Source organism: Aeromicrobium sp. (assembly GCF_047607065.1).
In the GTDB taxonomy this organism is placed as follows: Bacteria; Actinomycetota; Actinomycetes; order Propionibacteriales; family Nocardioidaceae; genus Aeromicrobium.
Window position 1 is genome coordinate 1 of the sequence record NZ_JASGDU010000062.1, and the last position, 19,462, is coordinate 19,462.

At 68.9% G+C, this 19,462-nt stretch carries 20 protein-coding genes and 1 tRNA gene; 7 read left to right on the forward strand and 14 right to left on the reverse strand.

Features of this window, described 5'->3' with window-relative positions; all coding sequences use genetic code 11:
* Positions 1-55: 55 nt before the first annotated feature.
* Together QM597_RS10455 and QM597_RS10460 are read right to left on the reverse strand one after the other, a co-directional pair.
* Entirely contained in the window at positions 56-904 is an 849-nt protein-coding gene (locus QM597_RS10455) for an intradiol ring-cleavage dioxygenase (RefSeq protein ID WP_415004829.1), read from the reverse strand.
* Positions 905-1,129: 225 nt separating this feature from the next.
* Positions 1,130-2,068: a GNAT family N-acetyltransferase gene (locus QM597_RS10460; protein WP_415004830.1), complete on the reverse strand. Its 939-nt coding sequence runs from the start codon at positions 2,066-2,068 to the stop codon at positions 1,130-1,132.
* A gap of 76 nt (positions 2,069-2,144) precedes the next feature.
* Between QM597_RS10460 and fdxA the strand changes: the two genes are divergently transcribed.
* Entirely contained in the window at positions 2,145-2,468 is a 324-nt protein-coding gene (gene fdxA / locus QM597_RS10465) for a ferredoxin (protein ID WP_415004831.1), read from the forward strand.
* Positions 2,469-2,473: 5 nt separating this feature from the next.
* Positions 2,474-3,586, forward strand: a complete 1,113-nt coding sequence (gene dapC / locus QM597_RS10470; protein WP_415004832.1) for a succinyldiaminopimelate transaminase — start codon at positions 2,474-2,476, stop codon at positions 3,584-3,586.
* Between the two features lie 34 nt (positions 3,587-3,620).
* On the opposite strand, the gene QM597_RS10475 is transcribed toward dapC, so the two are convergent.
* Positions 3,621-4,247: a winged helix-turn-helix transcriptional regulator gene (locus QM597_RS10475; RefSeq protein WP_415004833.1), complete on the reverse strand. Its 627-nt coding sequence runs from the start codon at positions 4,245-4,247 to the stop codon at positions 3,621-3,623.
* 85 nt (positions 4,248-4,332) lie between these two features.
* Here QM597_RS10475 and QM597_RS10480 point away from each other — a divergent pair, with 85 nt between their 5' ends.
* On the forward strand, positions 4,333-5,211 hold the full coding sequence (locus QM597_RS10480) for an alpha/beta fold hydrolase (RefSeq protein ID WP_415004834.1): 879 nt from the start codon (positions 4,333-4,335) through the stop codon (positions 5,209-5,211).
* 88 nt (positions 5,212-5,299) lie between these two features.
* On the opposite strand, the gene QM597_RS10485 is transcribed toward QM597_RS10480, so the two are convergent.
* The 6 genes from QM597_RS10485 to QM597_RS10510 form a co-directional block, all read right to left on the reverse strand.
* Positions 5,300-6,508 (reverse strand): fatty acid desaturase family protein, encoded by a 1,209-nt coding sequence (locus QM597_RS10485; RefSeq protein WP_415004835.1) that lies wholly within the window; start codon positions 6,506-6,508, stop codon positions 5,300-5,302.
* Positions 6,505-7,650, reverse strand: a complete 1,146-nt coding sequence (locus tag QM597_RS10490; RefSeq protein WP_415004836.1) for a ferredoxin reductase — start codon at positions 7,648-7,650, stop codon at positions 6,505-6,507. Before QM597_RS10490 ends, QM597_RS10485 begins: the two co-directional genes overlap by 4 nt.
* Positions 7,651-8,253: 603 nt before the next feature.
* The gene (locus QM597_RS10495; RefSeq protein WP_415004837.1) at positions 8,254-9,123 is read right to left on the reverse strand and encodes an HpcH/HpaI aldolase/citrate lyase family protein; all 870 of its coding nucleotides are present in this window, start codon (positions 9,121-9,123) and stop codon (positions 8,254-8,256) included.
* 133 nt (positions 9,124-9,256) lie between these two features.
* Positions 9,257-10,222, reverse strand: a complete 966-nt coding sequence (locus tag QM597_RS10500) for an HpcH/HpaI aldolase/citrate lyase family protein (protein ID WP_415004838.1) — start codon at positions 10,220-10,222, stop codon at positions 9,257-9,259.
* A 187-nt stretch (positions 10,223-10,409) separates the two neighbouring features.
* The gene (locus tag QM597_RS10505) at positions 10,410-10,709 is read right to left on the reverse strand and encodes a DUF503 domain-containing protein (RefSeq protein ID WP_415004839.1); all 300 of its coding nucleotides are present in this window, start codon (positions 10,707-10,709) and stop codon (positions 10,410-10,412) included.
* A 31-nt stretch (positions 10,710-10,740) separates the two neighbouring features.
* The gene (locus QM597_RS10510; RefSeq protein WP_415004840.1) at positions 10,741-10,980 is read right to left on the reverse strand and encodes a zf-TFIIB domain-containing protein; all 240 of its coding nucleotides are present in this window, start codon (positions 10,978-10,980) and stop codon (positions 10,741-10,743) included.
* Between the two features lie 233 nt (positions 10,981-11,213).
* On the opposite strand from QM597_RS10510, the gene QM597_RS10515 reads away from it, so the two are divergent.
* Entirely contained in the window at positions 11,214-11,624 is a 411-nt protein-coding gene (locus QM597_RS10515; protein WP_415004841.1) for a CoA-binding protein, read from the forward strand.
* Between the two features lie 18 nt (positions 11,625-11,642).
* Here the strand turns inward: QM597_RS10515 and QM597_RS10520 are convergent, their stop codons facing one another.
* Both QM597_RS10520 and QM597_RS10525 read right to left on the reverse strand, forming a co-directional pair.
* Positions 11,643-12,326, reverse strand: coding sequence for an ABC transporter ATP-binding protein (locus tag QM597_RS10520; protein WP_415004842.1), 684 nt, complete (start codon positions 12,324-12,326; stop codon positions 11,643-11,645).
* Between the two features lie 27 nt (positions 12,327-12,353).
* Positions 12,354-13,835: an ABC transporter permease gene (locus tag QM597_RS10525; RefSeq protein WP_415004843.1), complete on the reverse strand. Its 1,482-nt coding sequence runs from the start codon at positions 13,833-13,835 to the stop codon at positions 12,354-12,356.
* A 237-nt stretch (positions 13,836-14,072) separates the two neighbouring features.
* Between QM597_RS10525 and QM597_RS10530 the strand changes: the two genes are divergently transcribed.
* On the forward strand, positions 14,073-14,432 hold the full coding sequence (locus QM597_RS10530; protein WP_415004844.1) for a DoxX family protein: 360 nt from the start codon (positions 14,073-14,075) through the stop codon (positions 14,430-14,432).
* A gap of 97 nt (positions 14,433-14,529) precedes the next feature.
* On the opposite strand, the gene QM597_RS10535 is transcribed toward QM597_RS10530, so the two are convergent.
* The 3 genes from QM597_RS10535 to QM597_RS10545 form a co-directional block, all read right to left on the reverse strand.
* Positions 14,530-14,605 (reverse strand) — tRNA-Lys (locus QM597_RS10535).
* 51 nt (positions 14,606-14,656) lie between these two features.
* Positions 14,657-17,209 (reverse strand): hypothetical protein, encoded by a 2,553-nt coding sequence (locus tag QM597_RS10540; protein ID WP_415004845.1) that lies wholly within the window; start codon positions 17,207-17,209, stop codon positions 14,657-14,659.
* Between the two features lie 57 nt (positions 17,210-17,266).
* A complete protein-coding gene (locus tag QM597_RS10545) occupies positions 17,267-17,503 on the reverse strand; it encodes a helix-turn-helix transcriptional regulator (protein ID WP_415004846.1) in 237 nt (78 codons plus the stop codon).
* Positions 17,504-17,688: 185 nt separating this feature from the next.
* On the opposite strand from QM597_RS10545, the gene QM597_RS10550 reads away from it, so the two are divergent.
* Both QM597_RS10550 and QM597_RS10555 read left to right on the forward strand, forming a co-directional pair.
* The gene (locus tag QM597_RS10550) at positions 17,689-18,294 is read left to right on the forward strand and encodes a hypothetical protein (RefSeq protein ID WP_415004847.1); all 606 of its coding nucleotides are present in this window, start codon (positions 17,689-17,691) and stop codon (positions 18,292-18,294) included.
* Positions 18,291-19,457, forward strand: coding sequence for an AAA family ATPase (locus QM597_RS10555; protein WP_415004848.1), 1,167 nt, complete (start codon positions 18,291-18,293; stop codon positions 19,455-19,457). Before QM597_RS10550 ends, QM597_RS10555 begins: the two co-directional genes overlap by 4 nt.
* Positions 19,458-19,462 lie beyond the last annotated feature (5 nt).

The window sequence follows — 19,462 nt, forward strand, 5'->3', positions numbered from 1 at the left end:
CCCCCGGGCTGCGGGTGGGGGGGCCGGGCCGGTTTTGCGCCCGCCCCCGCCGCTGTTACACGGGGACGCGGAGGGTGGCGGTGTAGCCCTCGCTCGGCGAGCCGCTGACCGTGGCCATCTGCAGGGAGTAGCCGTCGCCGAACACGTTGTCACTGTCCAGGCTGACCTTGGACAGGTTCTGCACGCTCTGCTCGTACCCCTCGGTCTCGTACGCCTCGGCGCAGACGTCTTCGGGGAAGGCCAGCTGGGAGGTGCGCATCCGGTTGGAGGCGGAAGTCGCGTCGTCCACGGAGGGGTAGACCTCGAAGTGGATGTGCGGCCAGCGTCCGGAGTAGCAGGCGGGGAAGATCGAGGTGAAGGTCACCGTGCCGTCCTCGTCGCACTCCTGCACGCCGCGCAGGTAGTTCTCCTCGGCGATGTCGTCGTCGTACATCGAGTAGTGCCCGTCGCGGTTGCAATGCCAGGCGTAGACGGCCGCGCCGGCCAAGGCACTACCCACGTCGTCGCTGCCGCTGACATCGACGACGGTCAGGCTGAAGGTCAGCGGGATGCCTTCGGCGACGCCGCTCGCTTCGCCGAAGCTGGAGCGGATGTCGCTGCGAACGATGCCGCTCTCGGTCAAGACGTTGACACCGTTGGTGCCGTCGGCCGGGTAGGGGCCGCCGGTTTCCTCAGGGATCTCTCCCTCGCCGGTGGACGTGCTGGTGCTGTCGCTCGGGGGCGTGCCCTGCGACTTCTGGTCGGTCGATGTCTGGGTGGTGCCGTCGGCACCACAGGCGGCCAGGGCTGCGGCCAGGCCGGCTGCGCTCAGCATCCCGAGTGCGCGGCGACGGGTCAGGATCGTCGGCAGGTCGTGCGACAAGCCGAGGTCGTGGGCTTCGGGGGCATCGTCATGGTGGCTCATAGCGCCATCGTAGGGAGCGATCCTGGCTACTTCCCGGCGGATGACTGTGGACATGCTGTGTGCCTCGGCGGGACTCTCCGGGCCGGCAGTTAGAAGGTACGCGGGTAGGCGGAACCCGGTCATTGAGGTGCGAGCGCAGCACACCTCGAAATGACCCGCCACCGCAGGCCTCGAGGCTCCACCGCAAGCGGCCTACGTACCTCAGCCAGCGCCTATCCGGGGCGCTCAGCCGGGGGTGAGGTAGCGGTAGGCGTGATGGTCGACGAAGCCGAAGCTGCGATACAGGCGCTCGGCCGCCTCGTTGCCGAGGGTGACCTGGACGTATGCCTTGTCCGCGCCGTGCTCGACCGCCCAGCCGAGGCAGGCGGTCACCAGGCGGCGGCCGAGACCGCTTCGCCGATGCTCCTCGGGCACGCGCAGGGCCGACAGGCCCGCCCATTCGCCGGTCACCACTACGCGCGCGACCGCCCCGCCGAGGCGCAGGTGCGCGGCTGCCGGAGGCCCGGAGAGCACCGCCAGAGCGGCGGCGCGGTGGGTCGCGGGCGGGCCGTAGGCGTCCAGCCACGCCGTATCGGGTGCGGCGGTGATCGTGAGATCGCCGCTGACGGGCCAGCGGCGGTCGAGCTGGGCGACGTGGACCAGGGTGTCGCCGCCGGGCACCGGCCGCCAGTGGTGATCTCGGCGGATCTGTTGATCCACCGGGGAGTCCGTCTCGACCTGCACCAGGGGAGCAAGGCCCCGGTCGCGGTAGAAGCCGGTGACCTCGGCGAGGGCATCGGCCAGCGGCTGTTCGGGCGGGCCGAACGCTGCGGCCGAGTTGGCCCGTTTGGTGAATCCGCCCGAAGCCCGCAGCTCCCAGCCGTCGAGTGCATGGGTCTCGGCCGCAGGCCAGCCGAGTGAGGCGATGCGGGCGAGCCGGTCCACGGGGGTCGCGGTGGCCCGGCGGGTCCGCACCGGCCGGTCGGGCACGAGACGCCAGATCAACACCGTCGCGGGATCGACGGAGGCGACCGTGCCGTCGCGCCGCTCCAGCCGCAGGGCCGGGGCGGTGCCGATTACCCGGCCGACGACATCGCTCGCGCCGCCGTCGTCGGTGCGGAAGCGCACGCTGATCCGCCGCCCGGTCGTCTCGGGTCCGGGGGGTCGAACAGGGGAGGTGTCCATGAGGTGAACCTAACGTGCCGGCAACCCTGACCAGCGGCGATACTGGAAGACGGCAGATTCGTAAGGAGACCGAGCAGTGACATATGTGATCGCCCAGCCGTGCGTGGATGTCAAGGATCGCGCGTGTGTCGATGAGTGTCCGGTCGACTGCATCTACGAGGGCAAACGGATGCTCTACATCCACCCCGACGAGTGCGTCGACTGCGGTGCCTGCGAGCCGGTGTGCCCGCCGGAGGCCATCTTCTACGAGGACGACACCCCGGAGGAGTGGGCCGGCTACTACGACGCCAACGTGCACTTCTTCGACGAACTCGGCTCGCCCGGCGGTGCGGCGAAGTTCGGTCAGATCGACCGCGATCACGCGATGATCGAGGCGCTGCCGCCGCAGAACCAGGACTGATCCGCGTGGCAGCGGTGTCGCGCCGGCTTCCCGACTTCCCGTGGGACACCCTCGCTGCGGCCAAGGCTCGCGCCGCCGCGCACGAGGGCGGCCTGGTGGACCTGTCCATCGGGACGCCGGTCGACCCGGTGCCGCAGGTGGCGCGCGAAGCACTGGCTGCGGCCGGCGACGCCCACGGATATCCGACGGTGGCCGGTCCCGAGGCGGTGCGCGCGCAGATCGCGGACTGGGTGACGCGGGCCAGCGGTGCCGTTGCAGGGACGATCACGCCCGAGCACGTGCTGATGACCATCGGATCCAAGGAGTTGATCGGCAACCTGCCGGCACAGCTCGGGCTGGGTCCCGGTGACCTGGTCGTCTACCCCGAACTGGCCTATCCGACCTACGAGGTCGGTGCCCGCTATGCCGGATGTGAGGTGCTGGCGGCCGACTCGATGCTCGCAGTCGGACCGCGCCGCCCCGCGCTGCTGTACCTGAACTCGCCGGCCAACCCCAGCGGGCGCATCCTCGGTGTCGACCATGTGCGCAAGGTCGTCGACTGGGCGCGCGAGCGGGGTGCGATGGTGGTCTCCGACGAGTGCTATCTCGACTTCGCCTGGGAGGCTCCCGCCGTCTCGATCCTGCATCCGGACGTCTGCGGGGGTGACCCGACCGGTCTGCTGGCGGTGTACTCGGCCTCGAAGCGCTCCAACCTCGCCGGATACCGGGGGGCCTTCCTCGCCGGTGACCGCGCGGTGGTGGCCGAACTGCTCGCGGTCCGCAAACACCTGGGCTTCATGGTGCCGGCACCGGTGCAGCAGGCGCTGGCCGCGACCCTGGCCGACGAGGCGCACGTGGCCGAGCAGCGCGAGCGGTACGCGGCCCGCCGGGCGCGCCTGCGCGACGCGCTGGAAGCGGCCGGCTTCCGGATCGATCATTCGGAGGGTTCGCTGTACCTGTGGGCGACGCGCGACGAGCCGTGCCGTGTCACGGTCGACTGGCTCGCCGAACGCGGCATCCTGGCCGCGCCGGGGGAGTTCTACGGCCCGGCCGGTGCCCGGCATGTGCGCGTGGCCTTCACCGCCACCGACGAGCGCATCGACGCGGCCGCCGCCCGCCTGGCGCGGGACGCAAGCTGAGGGATGCGTCTGCCCGCGACCACAACCCCTCCCGTCAGGCGGCAAAGGCAGTGCGGACGACGGAGACGTCGCCGTCGATGCGCACGAGACCTAGCGCGAGTGCGTCATCGAGGCTGAGCGCGCCGGAGGCGAGGCCGAGGAGGCCGTGCGCATCGGCCTGCACGGTGGCGTCCACAGGATCCTCGCCGCGCGGGGTGACCTCGTATCCGGCCGGGCCGGATACGAGGCGCAACAGCTCTTCGCCGATGTCCAGGCCGATGGCGGACGTCTCGGGTTCGGGCACCCGCGGTGCGAGCAGGGTGGGCAGCACCAGGCTCAGCCAGGCCGGCCGGAACTCATCGCCCTCGGGTCCGCGGATCATCAGCGGCAAGGACCAGCGGATCAGGCCCTGTATCGGCTCGCGTAACTGCGCCCCCCACGGGGTGAGCGTGTACTCGACGACCTGCCCGTTGTCACTCAGCCGCCGCTCCAGGACTCCGGCCGCTTCGAGGTCGCGGAGCCGGTCGGCGAGCAGGTTGGTGGCGATCCCGTGCAGGCCGCGCTGCAGATCGCGGTAGCGGGCGGGGGAGACGAGCAGTTCGCGGACGATGAGCAGGTTCCAGCGGTCGCCGATCATCTCCAGGGAGCGGGCGAGTCCGCAGTACTGGCCGTAGCTTCGCATGACACCTACTTGACTTTTTCAAGTTCACTTGAGAATCTCAAGTCATTGTAGTCGACCGAAGAACCGTTTCGAGGAAAGGGTGCGCATGACCGACATGCCGGCGGGAGTCCGCCCCGACTGGGTCGACGACGACCTCTTCGGTTTCGAGAGCCGTTTCGTGGAGATCGACGGGAACCTCGTCCACTACGTCGACGAGGGGCCGGCTGACGCGCCGATCCTGCTGTTCCTGCACGGCAACCCGACCTGGTCTTTCCTGTGGCGCGAGGTGATCGCCGCCCTGCGTGACGACCACCGCTGCCTCGCCCTGGATTACCCCGGCTTCGGGCTGTCGGTCCCGGCACGGGGCTATCGTTTCGGACCCGAGGAACACGCAGCCGTGGTGACCGGCTTCGTCGAGGCTCTGGACCTGACGGGCGTCACCCTCGTCGGACAGGACTGGGGCGGCCCGATCGGCCTGACCGCGGCGCTGCGGAGGCCGGGAACGGCGAGGCGGCTGGTGTTCGCCAACACGTGGGCCTGGCCGGCCAACGGCGATCCGTGGTTTGAGCTGGCCTCCCGCGTCGGCGGTGCGGCCCCGATGCGGCTGCTCGCCCGCCGGACCGACCTCCTGATCAACGCCTTCCTCGCCACCGGGCATCACCGGCGCAAGCCCACTACCGCCGAGATGGCTCACTACCGCAGAGCGCAGGACACGCCGGAGCGCCGCCGCGCCTCCGCTACGCTTCCCGGCTGCATCACGGGAAGCCGGGCCTTCTTCACCGATCTCGAGGCCGGGCTGCCCGACCTCGCCGGGCTGCCGACGCTCATCGTGTGGGGCGGTGCCGACAAGGTCTTCCGCCCCAAGGAGCGCGAGCGACTGGAGGCCGCGTTCCCCGAGCATGAGACCGTGATCGTCGACGATGCCGGCCTCTACGTCGCCTCTGACGCTCCCGAGGAGTTCGTTGCCGCGCTGCGCTCCTGGTGACGCTGAGGGGGTGCGGAGAGGTCCGCCGGCCGATGCCGAAGCCCAGCGACTGCGAGAGACGCAGACCGAGATCGGGGGCGTCATCGCCTCATGTGGCCGCCGGGAAAGGCTCGCGCAGCGGGTTCGCATCGACCGTGCGGCGCCGATCCTTCGGTCCGGCGCGGAACGGGCCGGGCTTGGGCGTGGGTCCGCCGCCGGGGAACGCCAGCCGCAGGATCGCCCGCTGCACCGAGCCGAACTGCTTGCGGAACGGGCCGGTGTTGTACGGCAACTCGTACTTCGCGCAGATCTCCTTGACCCGCGGCGCGATCTCCTTGTACCGCGAACTGGGCATGTCCGGGAAGAGGTGATGCTCGACCTGGAAGCTCAGGTTGCCGCTCATCAGGTGGAACAGGTCGCCGCCGTCGATGTTGGCCGAGCCGATCAGCTGCCGGACGTACCAGGCGCCCAGCGACTCGTCGGCCGCCTCCTCCTCGGTGAAGGTGTAGGCCTGGTCGGGGAAGTGACCGCAGAAGATGATCGCGTAGGCCCACACATTGCGCGCCACGTTCGCGGTGGCGTTGGCCAGCAGGGTGCGCTTCCAAGCCCGGCCGCTCAGCAGCGGGAAGGCGATGTAGTCCTTGACGATCTGGTTGCGTGCCTTGCGGCCGATCTCCTTGAGCTCGGCCTTGAGCTGGTCCTTCGACTTGGTGCCCTTCTTGATGGCCTCCATGTCGAGGTCGTGGAAGGCCACGCCCCACTCGAACAGCGCCGCGAGGATGAGGTTGTACAGCGGCTGTCCGAGGTAGGCCGGCTTCCACGGCTGGCGCTCGTCGACGCGCATGATCTCGTATCCCACGTCGTGGTCCTTGCCGATCACGTTCGTGTAGGTGTGGTGCATGTAGTTGTGCGAGTGCTTCCACGAACTCGACGGCGAGGCGCTGTCCCACTCCCAGGAAGAGGAGTGGATGTGCGGGTCGTTCATCCAGTCCCACTGGCCGTGCAGGATGTTGTGGCCGAGTTCCATGTTCTCGATGATCTTGGCGATCGACAGGCCGATGGTGCCGCCGATCAGGGCCGGAGTCGACTTCGAGCCGAGCAGGGCCACGCGCGAGAGCGCCGCGAGCCTGCGGTGGAAGCGGACCAGGCCGCGGATGTACTCGGCGTCGCGCTCACCGAGATCGGCGTAGACCTCGTCGTGGATCGCCTGGAACTCACGGCCGATCTCGTCGAGCTGTTCGCGGGTGAGCTTGTGCAGCGGGTGGTTGGGGTCGGCAGAGGTGCCGGTGATGTCGGACTCTGCGTACGTGGCGCTCATGCTGGGTTCCTCGCGTTCGTTCCTTTGATGACGACGTGTCCTTCGTCGAGTTCGATGTCGCCCTCGGGGGCGTTGACGCAGGTGCGGATCAGGTCTCCCGGATCGCCGCTGACCTCGCCGGTGCGCAGGTCGCGCACCTTGCCGCTGACCAGCGTGCACTTGCAGGTGTGACACACGCCCATGCGGCAGCCGTGGGGGAGCTGGCGGCCGACGGCCTCACCGGCCTCCAGGATCGAGGTGCGCCCGTCGCTGTCGGCCTCGAAGTCACTGACTCGGAAGCGGATTGTGCCGCCGGCTCCGGGATCGACCGTGGCGTCGCCGCCGACGATGGGCTGGAAGCGCTCCAGGTGCAGTAGGGACCGGTTGCCGTGGGCGTCCCAGTGGGCGATGAAGTCGTTCATCATCGCGCTCGGCCCGGACAGGAAGGTGGTGCGCTCGGCCCAGTCGGGCACGAGCCGCTCCAGGTCGGCCGGGCTGAGCCGCTCGTTATCGCAGCGGTAGTGCGGGATGAGGGTGTAGCCCGGTTCGAGTTCGGCGGCGGCGTTCAGCTCGGTGCCGAAGATGAAGTCCTCGGCGTCGTGGCAGCAGTGGATGTGGACCACATCGCGGAGGTTGCCCAGGCGGGTCAGCTCGCGTAGGACGCCCCAGATCGGGGTGATGCCGCTTCCGGCGGTGAGCAGCAGCATGCTCCCGGGCACCGGGTCCGGGGTGATGAAGGTGCCTTCGGCCTCGCCGAGGAAGACCTTGTCGCCGGTACGCAGGTAGTCGTTGGCCCAGGGTGAGACGCGGCCGCCGCCGACGTGCTTGATCGTGACCGACAGTAGGCCGTCGCGGTGCTCGGGATCGGAGGTGATCGTGTAGGCCCGCCAGTGCCGGATGCCGTTGATCTCCACGCCGAGGCGCAGGTACTGGCCGGCGGAGTGTCCGGGCCACGGCGCTGACGGCCGGATGACCAAGGTGGTGGAGTTGGGGGTCTCCTTGCGCCGGGCGACGATCTCGCCGGTCAACTCGCGGGTGGACCACTGGCTGCTGAGCAACTCGAAATAGTCGTCGGGGACCAGCGGCGTTGTCAGTGCCCGTCCGTATTTACGAACCAGCCGGCGGACCGGATGAACTTCTGGACGAGCACCGATCTCCACCATATTTCTTCGCCTTTCGCGACAGCCGGACGCGCTGATATATGCACCGCAAGCCCTGGGTACGCCTTCGCGTACGAGGACAAACTCATGGCATTGTGCGACAGGAAATGTGACTTAGGACACACTAATCTGACGGATGTCTCGCGCCCTGAGACGCCGCGAGGCCGCCACAGCACTGCTGCGACGGCCTCGCGGGCGGGAAGGGCGATAAGAACAGGCACCAGTAGGTTCCGCCAGTGAACCTATCCGCGCGGGTTCTGAGGAAGTGCTGATCTATGCGGGTTATGTGCCGCCTTCCGGTCCCTGAGGTGCGCTCTTCGAGGCCGCTCCTTCCGGTCCTTGAGGTGCGAGCTTGCGAGCCTCGAAGGGACCTACCGAGGCGCCGGTTAGGTGACTTCGAGGCTCGGCCGCAGGCGGCCTCACACCTCAGCCACCGCAAGTTGCCGGTCCCTGAGGTGCGCCCTTCGAGGCCGCTCCTTCCGGTCCCTGAGGTGCGAGCTTGCGAGCCTCGAAGGGACTCAAGCCGCAGCTCATTTCGAGGCTCGTCGCAAGCTCCTCGCACCTCAATGACCGGGGGTTCGGCCTATCCGCGCGGGTTCTGAGTTTTCAGCGTCCGGTGAGCGCCTCGGCGAACGCCAGGATGCGCTTGGCGTCGCGGATGTGCAACTCCTCGATCATCTTGCCGTTGTAGGTGGCCACGCCCTTGGCCTCGCGGGCGGCCTCCTCGAAGGCGGCGATCATGCCGTTCGCGCGCTCGATGTCAGCCTCCGAGGGGCTGAAGGCGACATTGGCCGGCTCGACCTGGCTGGGGTGGATGAGCGTCTTGCCGTCGAAACCCATCTCGCGCCCCTGACGAGCCTCGGCCTCGAAGCCGTCGGGGTCCTTCACGTTGTTGTAGACGCCGTCGATGATGACCTTGCCCGCCGCCCGCACTGCCAGCAGCGTCCACGCCAGCGAGGTCAGCACCGCCGGGTTGCGGCCCGGCACGTGCAGGCCGTAGGTCTCGTTGACGATGTCGTTGGTGCCCATGACGATGACCGTCAGGCGCTCGTGCGCTGCGGCGATCTCCTCGGCGTGCAGCAGCGCGCGGGGCGTCTCGATCATGGCCCACAACTGGGTGTGATCGGGGGCCCCGGCGGCCTCCATCGCGGCCACGAGCGAGAGCACCTGCTCGGCGGACTCGACCTTCGGGACGAGGATCGCGTCCGGGCCGGCTTCGCTGGCAGCCACGACGTCGTCGTCGTGCCACTGGGTGCCGATGGAGTTGACCCGGATGGCCAGTTCGCGGTGGCCGTACTCGCCGGACTTCACGGCGGCGACCACATTGGCGCGGCCGGCCTCCTTGGCGTCGGGGGAGACAGAGTCCTCCAGGTCGAGGATCAGCGCGTCGGCGTCGATGGTCTTGGCCTTCTCCAGTGCGCGCTCGTTGGCGCCGGGCATGTACAGGACACTGCGGCGGGGGCGGATGTCGGTCATGTGGGTCTCCTAAAGGGGTAGGACTCCCTGAGGTTCCTTCGAGGCTCGTCGTTCCTCCTCGCACCTCAGGGACCGAGGTGCCGGTTCCTGAGGTGCGAGCTTGCGAGCCTCGAAGGGCAGGGACCTGGGAGGGTTAGAGGGCGTACAGCTCGGCCAGCTCGGGGTCGCGGGCGGCGAGCTCGCGGGCGAGGTCGAGCATCACGAGGCACTGCTTGCAGGAGGCGTCGTCCTCCATCTTGCCGTCGATCATCACTGCGCCCGAGCCGTCGCCCATCGCCTCGACGACGGTCTTGGCGTGCTCGACGTCCTCCTTCGACGGGGAGAACACCTTCTTGGCGATGTCGATCTGCACCGGGTGCAGGCTCCATGCGCCGACGCAGCCGAGCAGGAAGGCGTTGCGGAACTGGTCTTCGCAGGCCACAACGTCCTTGATGTCGCCGAACGGGCCGTAGAAGGGCAGGATGTCGTTGGCGGCGCAGGCGTCGACCATGCGCGAGATCGTGTAGTGCCACAGGTCCTGTTGAAAGGACTGTCGACCCTCGTTCAGGTCCTCACCGGTCGGGTCGGTGCGCACCAGGTAGCCGGGGTGGCCGCCGCCGACGCGGGTGGTCTTCATGCGGCGGCTCGCGGCCAGGTCGGCCGGGCCGAGGCTGATGCCCTGCATGCGCGGGCTGGCCGCAGCGATCTCCTCGACGTTGGCCACGCCGAGCGCGGTTTCCAAGATTGCATGCACGAGCAGCGGCTTGGTGACGCCGGCCTTCGCCTCCAACTGGGCCAGCAGGCGGTCGATGTAGTGGATGTCCTGGGCACCTTCGACCTTCGGCACCATGATGACGTCGAGCTTGTCGCCGATCTCGGTCACCAGCGAAACCAGGTCGTCGAGGACCCACGGCGAATCCAGCGAGTTGATACGCACCCAGAACTGTGTGTCCCCGAAGTCATTGTTCTTGCCGATCTCGATGAGGCCGTTGCGCGCGGCATCCTTGTTCTCGGTCTTGACGGCGTCCTCGAGGTTGCCCAGGATGATGTCGACCTTCGCCGCGATGGACGGCACCTTCTCGGCCATCTTCGGGTTGCTCGGGTCGAAGAAGTGGATCATCCGGCTCGGGCGGAAGGGTACGTCCGCGAGGGGCGCGGGGGCACCGACGGCGAGCGGGCGGAGGAAAGCACGGGGATTGCGCACGATATTCCTTTCGACAGGAGCGAGCCTGCAGACGATCTGGACGTCTGTCAGTATGCCGAGCATCCGCCGTGCGCCCGAAGACGGGTCACGCGCGATCGGCCGGTCAATCCATGTCGTCGTCGCGCAGCACCCGCTGGCGAGCCTCGGCGACCTCGACCTCCGGGTGGGCCGCGACGAGCCGTTCGGCGGCGTCGAGCACCTCGGCCACGTGTGCCCGGTCGGCCGCCACGACACTGACGCCGATCTCGGTGCGCCGGTACAGGTCCAGGTGGCCGGTCTCGGCGACCGACACCGCGAAGCGCCGCTTGACCTCGGCGACGAGCGGCCTCACGACCGAGCGCTTCTGTTTGAGCGAATGGACATCGCCGAGCCGTAGGTCGAGGGTGAGCCAGCCGATCCACATGCGGCGATTCTGTCAGCCGCCCGAAGACGGCTCAGTCGAACAACTCCATGAGCCAGTGCTCCTTCTTCTTGGTTCGCCGCGGCGTACCGGCGTAGGCGGACGCAGAGGTTCGAGGCGCGGGCGCGGGCGAGAGGTTGGCGGTGGCGCGGTCGAGGATCTTGTCGAGTTCGCCGCGGTCGAGCCACACGCCCCGGCAGTCGGGGCAGTAGTCGATCTCGACCCCGGATCGCTCGCTCATCACGAGGGTCGTTCCGTCGGTGGGGCACTTCATGGGGGCATCACTCCTTTGCGGCTCCAACGCGCCGGCGCGCTGGGGAGTTCCAGCCTAGAGAGGTGCCGATGTAGAGGTCGAGGCCGCTCATTGAGGTGCGTAGCGAGGAACGAGCGGCCTCGAAGGGCGAAATGAGTTACGGTTCTGGTCCCTTCGAGGCTCGCAAGCTCGCACCTCAGGGACCGGCAGGCGGCACACAGCCCGAATAAACCAGACTTCTCTAGATTGGGTTCATGTCACCGGATTGGCAGGACCGCGCGGCGGTCGATCTCATGCTCGACGAACTCGGCACATGGGCCGTGGTGGGCCTGTCGGGCGATCCGTCGCGCACGGCCTACACGATTGCCTCGCTGTTGCGGCAGCGAGGCAAGCGCATCGTGCCCATCCACCCCGACGCGCCCGTGGTGCTGGGGGAGCAGGGCTACCCGAGCCTGGCTGAGGTGCCCTTCGAGATCGATGTCGTCGATGTCTTCCGGCGTTCGGAGGCGGCCGGGCAGATCGTCGACGAGGCCATCGACCTCGAAGTCAAGGGCATCTGGCTGCAACTCGGGGTGATCGACGAGGCGGCCTTCGCGCGGGCGGAGGCGGCCGGCATCCCGATGGTCATGGACACCTGCCCGGCGATCCAGTGGTACCTGCACTGACCGCCTCCGCCCCGCGAGTCAGTCGAGTTCGGTGAGCCGGCCAGCGGCGATGCGCAGGCGGCGGGGGGTCCGCCTGGCGATGGCCGAATCGTGGGTCACGAGCACGACCGTCAGCCCGGCCGTGCGCCACAGATCCTCGATGACGTCCCAGATCTCGTCGCGCATGTGCTCGTCGAGATTGCCGGTCGGCTCGTCGGCGAGCAGCACGTCGGGCCGCTTGACGAGCGCCCGCGCGATGGCGACCCGCTGCTGCTGGCCGCCGGACAGCTCGGCCGGGCGGTGAGTGACCCGGTCGGCCAGGCCCACCTGGGCCAGCGCCTCGCGCGCCTGCTCGTGACGCTCTGCGGCGCTCAGCGAGCCGGAGTTGGCCGGGAGGATCGCGGCTTCCACATTCTCGGCCGCCGTCAGTGTCGGGATCAGGTTGTAGTGCTGGAAGACGAAGCCGATCCGCTGGGCGCGGATGCGGGTCAACTCGCCGTCCCCGAGGGCCGCGAGGTCGTGGTCGAAGGCCTTGATCGAGCCGTCGGTGGGCCGGTCGAGAGCGCCGAGCATTTGTAGCAGCGTCGACTTGCCGCCGCCGGTCGGTCCCTGGATGGCCACCAGTTCGCCGTCGGCGATCTCCACGTCGATGCCGTCGAGTGCGCGGATGGTGCCGCGTTCCCGTGTCTTGTAGGTCTTGGTCAGTCCGGTGATGGAATACATGTCGATTCTCCGTATGGTCGGTGACGGTCAGGCAAGGGATCGCAGGGCGACGGCTGGGCTGAGTCGGGCGGCGCGCCAGCCGCCTACGGCACCGGCCAGAAGGCCGCCGACGATGGCGACGCCGAGGGCGATGGCGATGATCTGCGGGCTGATGGGGGCGCGCAGGATGAGGTCGACGGCGCTCGTTGCGGCATCTTGCGCCGAACCGCCGCCACCGGGTCCGCCGCCACCAGGACCGCCGCCGGCCCCATCCGGCCCGCCGGCTGCCTGCTGGGCGGCGGTCAGGGTGATCTTGGCCAGGTTGAGGCCGATGATCGCCAGCAGGCCCACGACTGCGCCGATGAGGCCGCCGATGAGCGACTGCACCAGCGACTCGCCGGCCACCTGGGCCACAACTCGTCGCCGCGACCAGCCGATCGCCTTGAGCGTGCCGAGTTCGCGGGTGCGGCGGTTGACGCCGGAGACCGTGAACAAGATCGCGAGTCCGAAGGCCGCAGCCAGTACCGCGACCGAGAGCCACTTACCCAGCGAGGAGGCGAGATCGGCGGCGCTCGACAATGAGCCGGTGACCGAGGAGGCGAGGTCTTCTTGGGTCTCGACCGACTGGTCCGGCAGCGCGGCCTCGATGTCGGCGGCGACCGTGCTGACCGCGTCGGCGGAGGTGGCCTGCACGTAGATCGTCGAGACCTGATCGGTCAGGCCCGACAGCGACTGCGCGAGAGTCAGCGGGATGTAGACGTTGGACTCGGTGGCTACGCCCTCGCCGCTGGTGGAGGTGGCAATGCCGATGATCGACAGGTCGGTGCCAGCCACGGAGAGGGTGTCTCCGACGGCCAGGCCGACCTCACTGGCGTACACCGAATCGAGAACGGCGACCGCATCGGATGCCCCGGCACTCGACAGGCCCTCGCCGTCGGTGATCTCCATGGTGGTGAGTGGGCCGAGAGCGTCGGTAGTGGCGTCCACGCCGGTGACAGTGAAGCGATCGATGGAGAACGAACTGGGGCCGCCTCCACCGGAGGAGCCTCCACCGCCGCTGGGCGGGCCGTTTTCGCTGGAGCCGCTCTCGCTGGAGGCGGCCGCGTCGGGGATCTCACCGCTGAAACTCGTGCTCTCGAGCGTCAAGGTAGCGACGGCACCGGCCACACCGTCGAGATCGGCGACAGTGGCGAGGGAGGTCGCGGCGAAGGTCGCCGAACCCCTGGCGGCGCTGAGGCGTTGCTGTGACAGTTGCCGGGTGCCGTCGTCGGTGGATTCGCCGGCATCTTCGTCGAAGTCGAACTGCCCGCCTCCGGGTCCGCCGGACCCGGCTTCGGGCGCTTGGGTCACGGTGATGTCGGTGCCGACGCCGTAGACCGACTCCAGCACCTCGTCTTGGGCATCGCGGACCCCTGCGGCGAAGGCATTGACGACGATGACGAGGGCGATGGCCACGGCCATGCCGATGGCGATGATGGCGGTCTGCTTGCGGCGACCGCCGAGTTCTCGTTTCAGATGGGTGAGGAACACCGGTCTTCCTTCCGGGCAGCGAATGGGTGTGCTGCGACCGTAGGAAGCGCCGTTGGGTTCGCGCTGGCGTCGCTCTGTGCTGATCCTGTGACCGAACTCGCGGCCTTTCCGTCGCGCTGCAGGTAGGCGGGCACCCGGTCATTGCCCCCGCAGGCGGGAGGTGCCCCCAGTGCGAGCGCAGCACACCTCAGACGGCGGATCTACTGGCACAATCGTCGTACGACGAGAGGAAGCGCCATGACCGAGACCCCCGACCTGTGGCTGCCGACCGCGCTCCTGGCGCTGATTCTGCTCGGCGACGCGCTGGTGTCGATCAAGCCGCCCGCACTCATCCGGGACTGCCTCGACGGCGTCGGCTACCCGCAGGAGTGGTGGTGGACGCTGATCGTCGTCAAGCTGCTCGCGGTCGCAGGCCTCCTCGCCGGCCTGAAGTACGAGGGTGTCGGCCTGGCCACGAACATCGCCGTGGTCGCCTACTTCTGCTGCGCCGCCTACGCCCACATCCGGGCGCGCTTCGTCGGATGGACGTTCTGGCTCAACTGCCTGGGCATGCTCGCACTGTCGGCGGCCGTGCTTGCGGTGTCCTACCTGGCCTGACCGGGGACAGCCTGGAGTGGCTGGAAACGGGACAGGCCCCCGACCGTGAGGGTCGAGGGCCTGGTGGATCGGCGGGAATCTCCACGATTCTGCCGTTTGGTACACCCCCAGGGACTCGAACCCTGAACCCGCTGATTAAGAGTCAGCTGCTCTGCCAATTGAGCTAGGGGTGCGCGAGCAGGAACACTACCAGCCGTTTTTCTCGATGGGAAACCGGCCCGCGCTCAGCGTCCGGTGCGCGAGCGCAGCCGCCGTGCCGAGGTGACCATGATGTGACCGCACAGCAGCGCGAGAAGACCCGCGAGCAGGGTGTCCAGACCAGGGCCGCCGGTGCCCGGCAGTCCGTCACCGGCTTGCGTCACGACGCCGGTGCCGCCGCCGAGGCTGTTTCCGTTCCCGCTGTCACCGCCGGTTCCCGCGCCCTGGCCGCCGGTGCCGTCGCTCGGTGCGCCGGTGTCGACGGCGGTGACCGTCGTGCCGTCGAAGGTCACCGTCACGGTGGCTTCGGCCTGGCCGTCGAGCGCGCAGTACTGGTAGGTGTTGTCGCGGCGCAGATGGGGCTGGCCGAAGCCGGTCAGCACGGCGTCGGAGTTGGTTCCGACCGTGATCGTGCCGAAGTCGGCGGCCTGGCGGCGTAACTCGGGCTGGCGGCAGGCGTCGTTGGTGATGCCGTTGGCGCGCTCCCACATGAGCAGATAGGCCTCGGGGCCGCGCAGCAGGTCGGTGTTGATGTCCTGTCCGGCGACCATCTGCAGGTCCTGGATCCAGTCCGGGTACAGGCCGTAGTGTGCGACGCCGTCGGTGTTGATGTCGTAGGTGCGCTCGCCGGAGACCTGCTGGTCGACCTGGACGCCGAAGAACGCCTGGAACGGATAGGTCACCGGGTTGTCGACATCGGCCCCGCGCGCGCTGCCCTGCGGGCCGAGACCGTTGGTGTCGGCACCGTACCCGACGCCGTAGTAGAAGCGGCCGTCCATGCTGTCCTGGTGGCTCGCCCACTCGCTAGCGAAGCCCTCGCTGTGGCCGGCGTACGGGTTGACCATGCCGCCGAGGGCGTAGACCCGCGGGTAGGCGGTCGGGTCGGCCCACGAGTGACTGGAGATGACGCCGGAGTAGCCCAGTTGCTCCAGTTCGTCCAGCGCGTCGGAGCGGCTGAAGGCGTTCATATGGTCGACGTCGTAGATGATGTGGCGCTCGACCATGCCGTTCAACATGAAGCGCCCCAGGTCGGTCATGTGCTTCTGGTTGCAGTGCGGGCCGGGTCCGTAGGCCGGCAGGGCCACCGGAAGCGGGCTGGCCGCCGAGACCCGGCTGAGGAGGTCGCCCAGTGCGGCGGCGAGGTTCTCCTCGGGGATCGAGTCGGGGTTGAGCTGGGTGTGGTCCGGCGTCTGCCCCTCCTGGCAGGTCTGCATGTCGAAGAAGGTGCCGTTCTGGATGAAGTTGCCGAGGTTCGTCGCGATGCCGTTGAAACCCTCGTCGCCCTTGGCCCCGGCGAAGGCGTTGTCGAACTTGTGGGTGGGAACGATCTGGCGGATGCCGAGGTCGTAGAGCTCGTCGAGACCCTCGGTGATGGCCTGCTCGTTACAGGCCGGCAGTTCGCTGTCGAGGATGATGCTGCAGCCGAACAGGTTGCTGGTCTCGGTGCCGAGCACGACGGCGAGTTTGCCCTGGTTGATGACCGCGCGGGCCTCGGCTGGGGTGCCGACGATCCGGTACCAGCCTTTGCCGGGGCCGCCCCACTGGGCGTCGACGTAGTTCTCGAAGGCGTGCGTCTGGGCGGCCTGCGTGCGGATCGAGTCCATGTCGGTGCAGGTCTTGTTCGGCCCGGGATACAGCTTGCACAAGACGGTGTTCTCGACGAGCAGGTTGACCCACAGGCGTTGGCCGCCGCGCCAGGCCCGCTCCACCCACTTGTAGTAGGTGCCCTCGTGGATCAGATCACTTGCGGCGGGCCATCCGGCGAAGGTCGGCCAGCCGCCGGGCTGGTCGCTGACGCCGCCGTTGAGGATCGCCTCGGGCAGTAGCGTCTCGGCGTCGGGGCAGTCGGCGAGCGCGTATTTCACGCCGTACGGATGCCAGGGCCGGCCGCAGTGGATACCGCCGCCGAGGAAGCCGTAGGCCATGTGGTGAATGTGGTCGTCGAGGTAGCCGCGGACTTCCTGCAGTGGTGAGGTGCCGGCGAAGACCGGGCCGGTCACGTTGACCTCGACCTCGTCCCAGGGTGCGCAGCCGTTGGTGAGTTTCAAGGCGAAGGCAGTGACGGCACCGCTCGTGAGCGTGCCTGCGTCGGTGGTCAGGCCCTCGGTGAACACGAAACCGCCGTCGGCGGCGTCGACGGTCCACTCCGCGTCCGTGCTCGGTTCGTCGGCGGCCGTGATGCCGCCTGCGCGCGAAACGAACTTCTCGTCGGCGTCGAACATCAGGTAGCGGCCCAGTTCGGTGGCCTGGAAGTGGAAGGGGTGGGCATCGGCCTCGTCAGCGATCGTGACGTAGCCGTCCCCGCTCTTGGCGACCCACCTGCCGTCGCCGGCCTGCAGGGCGTAGCAGCCGCCGGCCATCGCGTACCTGTCCTGGGGCACCTCGGCGCGCGGCGGCGGTTCGGGCACCGGAACCAGTGTTGGGCTGGACTCCTGGCGTTGCTCGGCCGCGTCGCGGGAGCCGACCGGCTCCAGGCCGTCTTTCGCGAGGGCGGGGGCGAACGACAAGGTGACCGCGATGATGACCGCGCCCGCAGCGGTGACGGGCAGGAATCCAGGCGTGCGAGGCGATCGCGGCATGGCCGCGATAGTAGTACGACCGCACCATTTAGCGCGAGGGAAGAGGTGGCCTGCGTCTCACTCGGCGGAGGAGTGCTCGTGGTCCAGTTCGGATAGATTCGCCTGTGCTCGCGCGTACTGACGCTGGATGTAGTCCTCGAGTTCGACCTGTTCGACCCGCCACTGGCCGCGTCCGCCGATCTGAATGCCTCGCAGGTCGCCGCTGCGCACGAGCGCATACACCTGACGCACCGTGACGTTCAAGACCTCGGCGACATCGGGGAGCGTGAGGAACCGCGGGGACGGCGAAACCATGACGTCAGTCTGGCACGCCGCCGTGTCAAAAACATCCGTCCTGTGGATAACCGAGACGGGGGCTGGACGCGCCCGCCCGGATCGACTACACATCGGGGAGCAGGTGCCGCAGCGGCACCGATCAGGACCGTTCGGGGGGATGGACAATGACGCAATCGGGCACCGTGATGCGCCCCGCGCTCCGCATGAGCGCACGGCGATGGCGCGATCCGCGACTGCTGGCCGGGGTGGTGCTCGTCGTCGGCGCGATGGTCGTGGGCGCGCGCCTCGTGGCGGCGGCCGACGACACCGTGTCGTACTGGGCGGTCGCCGACGACGTTCGTGCCGGCGATCCGGTCTCGGCTGACGATCTCGTGGCCGTCGAAGCACGGTTGAGCGGCGCGGCGGCCGAGGCGCACCTGCGCAGTGACGCCGAACTACCCAAGCGGCTCGACGATCTGACCTGGGCCGGGGACTTCGCTGCGGGCACCCTCGTCAGCGAGGCATCGTGGAACGGTGACGCAGGCTCCCACGGACACCTGCCGATCAGCGTGCAGACCGGTTACTTCCCGAACGACCTGAAGGCCGGTGATCGCGTTGATGTCTGGGTCGGCCCGGCACCGGGGGAGGGCACCGCAGAAGCGGCGGTTGTGACCGTGGAGGACGTGCGGGTGATCGATCCGGGGCAGGTCGAATCCCTCGGGGCGAGCGTGACGAGGACCATCGTGGTCGATCTCGGTGACACTGTGTTGGTTGGTGACCAGGTGGCAGCTCTCGCTGCCGGTCACGTGACCGTGGTGCGGGTGCCGTGACCCCCGTCGCGGTGGCCGCAGTCGGGGCCTCGTGGGAGGCCGTGGCGCTCGCAGCGGTTGAGGCGTCGGACCACCTCACACTGGCACGCCGGTGCGTTGATCTCGCCGAGCTGCTGGCCGTGACCCGCACCGGGGCTGCGCGGGTCGCCGTGGTCGACACCGGCTTGGCCGGACTCGACCTCGATGCCGTCCGCGACCTAACCGAGGCGGGCGTCCGGGTCGTCAGCTGCGGCGATGCTGCCACAGCGCAGGCGCTCGGCATCGCCGTGCACTGTCCGCCCGAGGACCTCGGTCGGATCGACTTCGACCAGCCCGAGGAGGAGGTGCCGACGGAAACGGTGCAGGCGGTTCCAGAGCGGCGCGGGGGGCGCGTCGTCACGGTCTGGGGCCCGGCGGGCGCTCCGGGCCGCTCCAGCCTCGCGGTGGCGCTGGCCTCGGCTGCGGCGGCCCGCGAACCAGGCATGACGGTCGCCCTGGTCGACGCCGATGTCGCCGGTGGTGCCCTCGCGCCGATGCTCGGGGTGCTCGACGAGGTCAGCGGCGTGCTGGCGGCCTGCCGGGCCGCTGCGCAGGCGCGTGCCGAGGAAGTGCCGCAGCACCTCCTCGAGATCGAGCCGGGACTCGGGTTGCTGACCGGTTTGGCCCGGCCCGACCAGTGGCCGCTGCTGCGGGCCGGTGCCTTCGAGCAGGCGGTGGAGCGGTTGCGGGGGCAGGTCGACTTGGTGGTCGTGGACGTCGGCTCGGGACTCGACCTCGACGGCGGCGGTGCGCGGTCCCGGCACGCGGTGGCCCGGCAGGGCCTCGAACAGGCGGACCTGCTCGTTGCGGTCGGCCGGTCGGATCCGCTCGGACTCGCTCGCTTGGTCCGCGGTCTGAACGAGGTGCGCGACCTCCTCGCCGCGCTACCTCACGCGCTGGTCGTCAACCGGCATCGGCCCACGCTCGGATGGAGTGAGCGCGAGGTCGCCGAAACGATCTGGAGGCTGGCCGGGGTCCGGCCGGAGGCGTTTCTCCCCGACGATCCCGCCTGCCTGGACGCCGCGATGATGGTCGGGATCACTCCACGGGCGGCCGCGCCGCAATCGCCGTTCGTCCTCGCGGTCGACGCCCTGGTCACCTCGCTTCTCACGCGGTCTGCGGTGGTAGCCTCGCCCTCACCATAGTGAGG

Bases quoted from the DNA above. Each gene is read 5' to 3' on its own strand.
- QM597_RS10455 (WP_415004829.1), bottom strand. From the start codon at position 904: ATGAGCCACCATGACGATGCCCCCGAAGCCCACGACCTCGGCTTGTCG.
- QM597_RS10460 (WP_415004830.1), bottom strand. From the start codon at position 2,068: ATGGACACCTCCCCTGTTCGACCCCCCGGACCCGAGACGACCGGGCGG.
- QM597_RS10475 (WP_415004833.1), bottom strand. From the start codon at position 4,247: ATGCGAAGCTACGGCCAGTACTGCGGACTCGCCCGCTCCCTGGAGATG.
- QM597_RS10480 (WP_415004834.1), top strand. From the start codon at position 4,333: ATGACCGACATGCCGGCGGGAGTCCGCCCCGACTGGGTCGACGACGAC.
- QM597_RS10485 (WP_415004835.1), bottom strand. From the start codon at position 6,508: ATGAGCGCCACGTACGCAGAGTCCGACATCACCGGCACCTCTGCCGAC.
- QM597_RS10490 (WP_415004836.1), bottom strand. From the start codon at position 7,650: ATGGTGGAGATCGGTGCTCGTCCAGAAGTTCATCCGGTCCGCCGGCTG.
- QM597_RS10495 (WP_415004837.1), bottom strand. From the start codon at position 9,123: ATGACCGACATCCGCCCCCGCCGCAGTGTCCTGTACATGCCCGGCGCC.
- QM597_RS10500 (WP_415004838.1), bottom strand. From the start codon at position 10,222: ATGATCCACTTCTTCGACCCGAGCAACCCGAAGATGGCCGAGAAGGTG.
- QM597_RS10505 (WP_415004839.1), bottom strand. From the start codon at position 10,709: ATGTGGATCGGCTGGCTCACCCTCGACCTACGGCTCGGCGATGTCCAT.
- QM597_RS10510 (WP_415004840.1), bottom strand. From the start codon at position 10,980: ATGAAGTGCCCCACCGACGGAACGACCCTCGTGATGAGCGAGCGATCC.
- QM597_RS10515 (WP_415004841.1), top strand. From the start codon at position 11,214: ATGTCACCGGATTGGCAGGACCGCGCGGCGGTCGATCTCATGCTCGAC.
- QM597_RS10520 (WP_415004842.1), bottom strand. From the start codon at position 12,326: ATGTATTCCATCACCGGACTGACCAAGACCTACAAGACACGGGAACGC.
- QM597_RS10530 (WP_415004844.1), top strand. From the start codon at position 14,073: ATGACCGAGACCCCCGACCTGTGGCTGCCGACCGCGCTCCTGGCGCTG.
- QM597_RS10540 (WP_415004845.1), bottom strand. From the start codon at position 17,209: ATGCCGCGATCGCCTCGCACGCCTGGATTCCTGCCCGTCACCGCTGCG.
- QM597_RS10545 (WP_415004846.1), bottom strand. From the start codon at position 17,503: ATGGTTTCGCCGTCCCCGCGGTTCCTCACGCTCCCCGATGTCGCCGAG.
- QM597_RS10550 (WP_415004847.1), top strand. From the start codon at position 17,689: ATGAGCGCACGGCGATGGCGCGATCCGCGACTGCTGGCCGGGGTGGTG.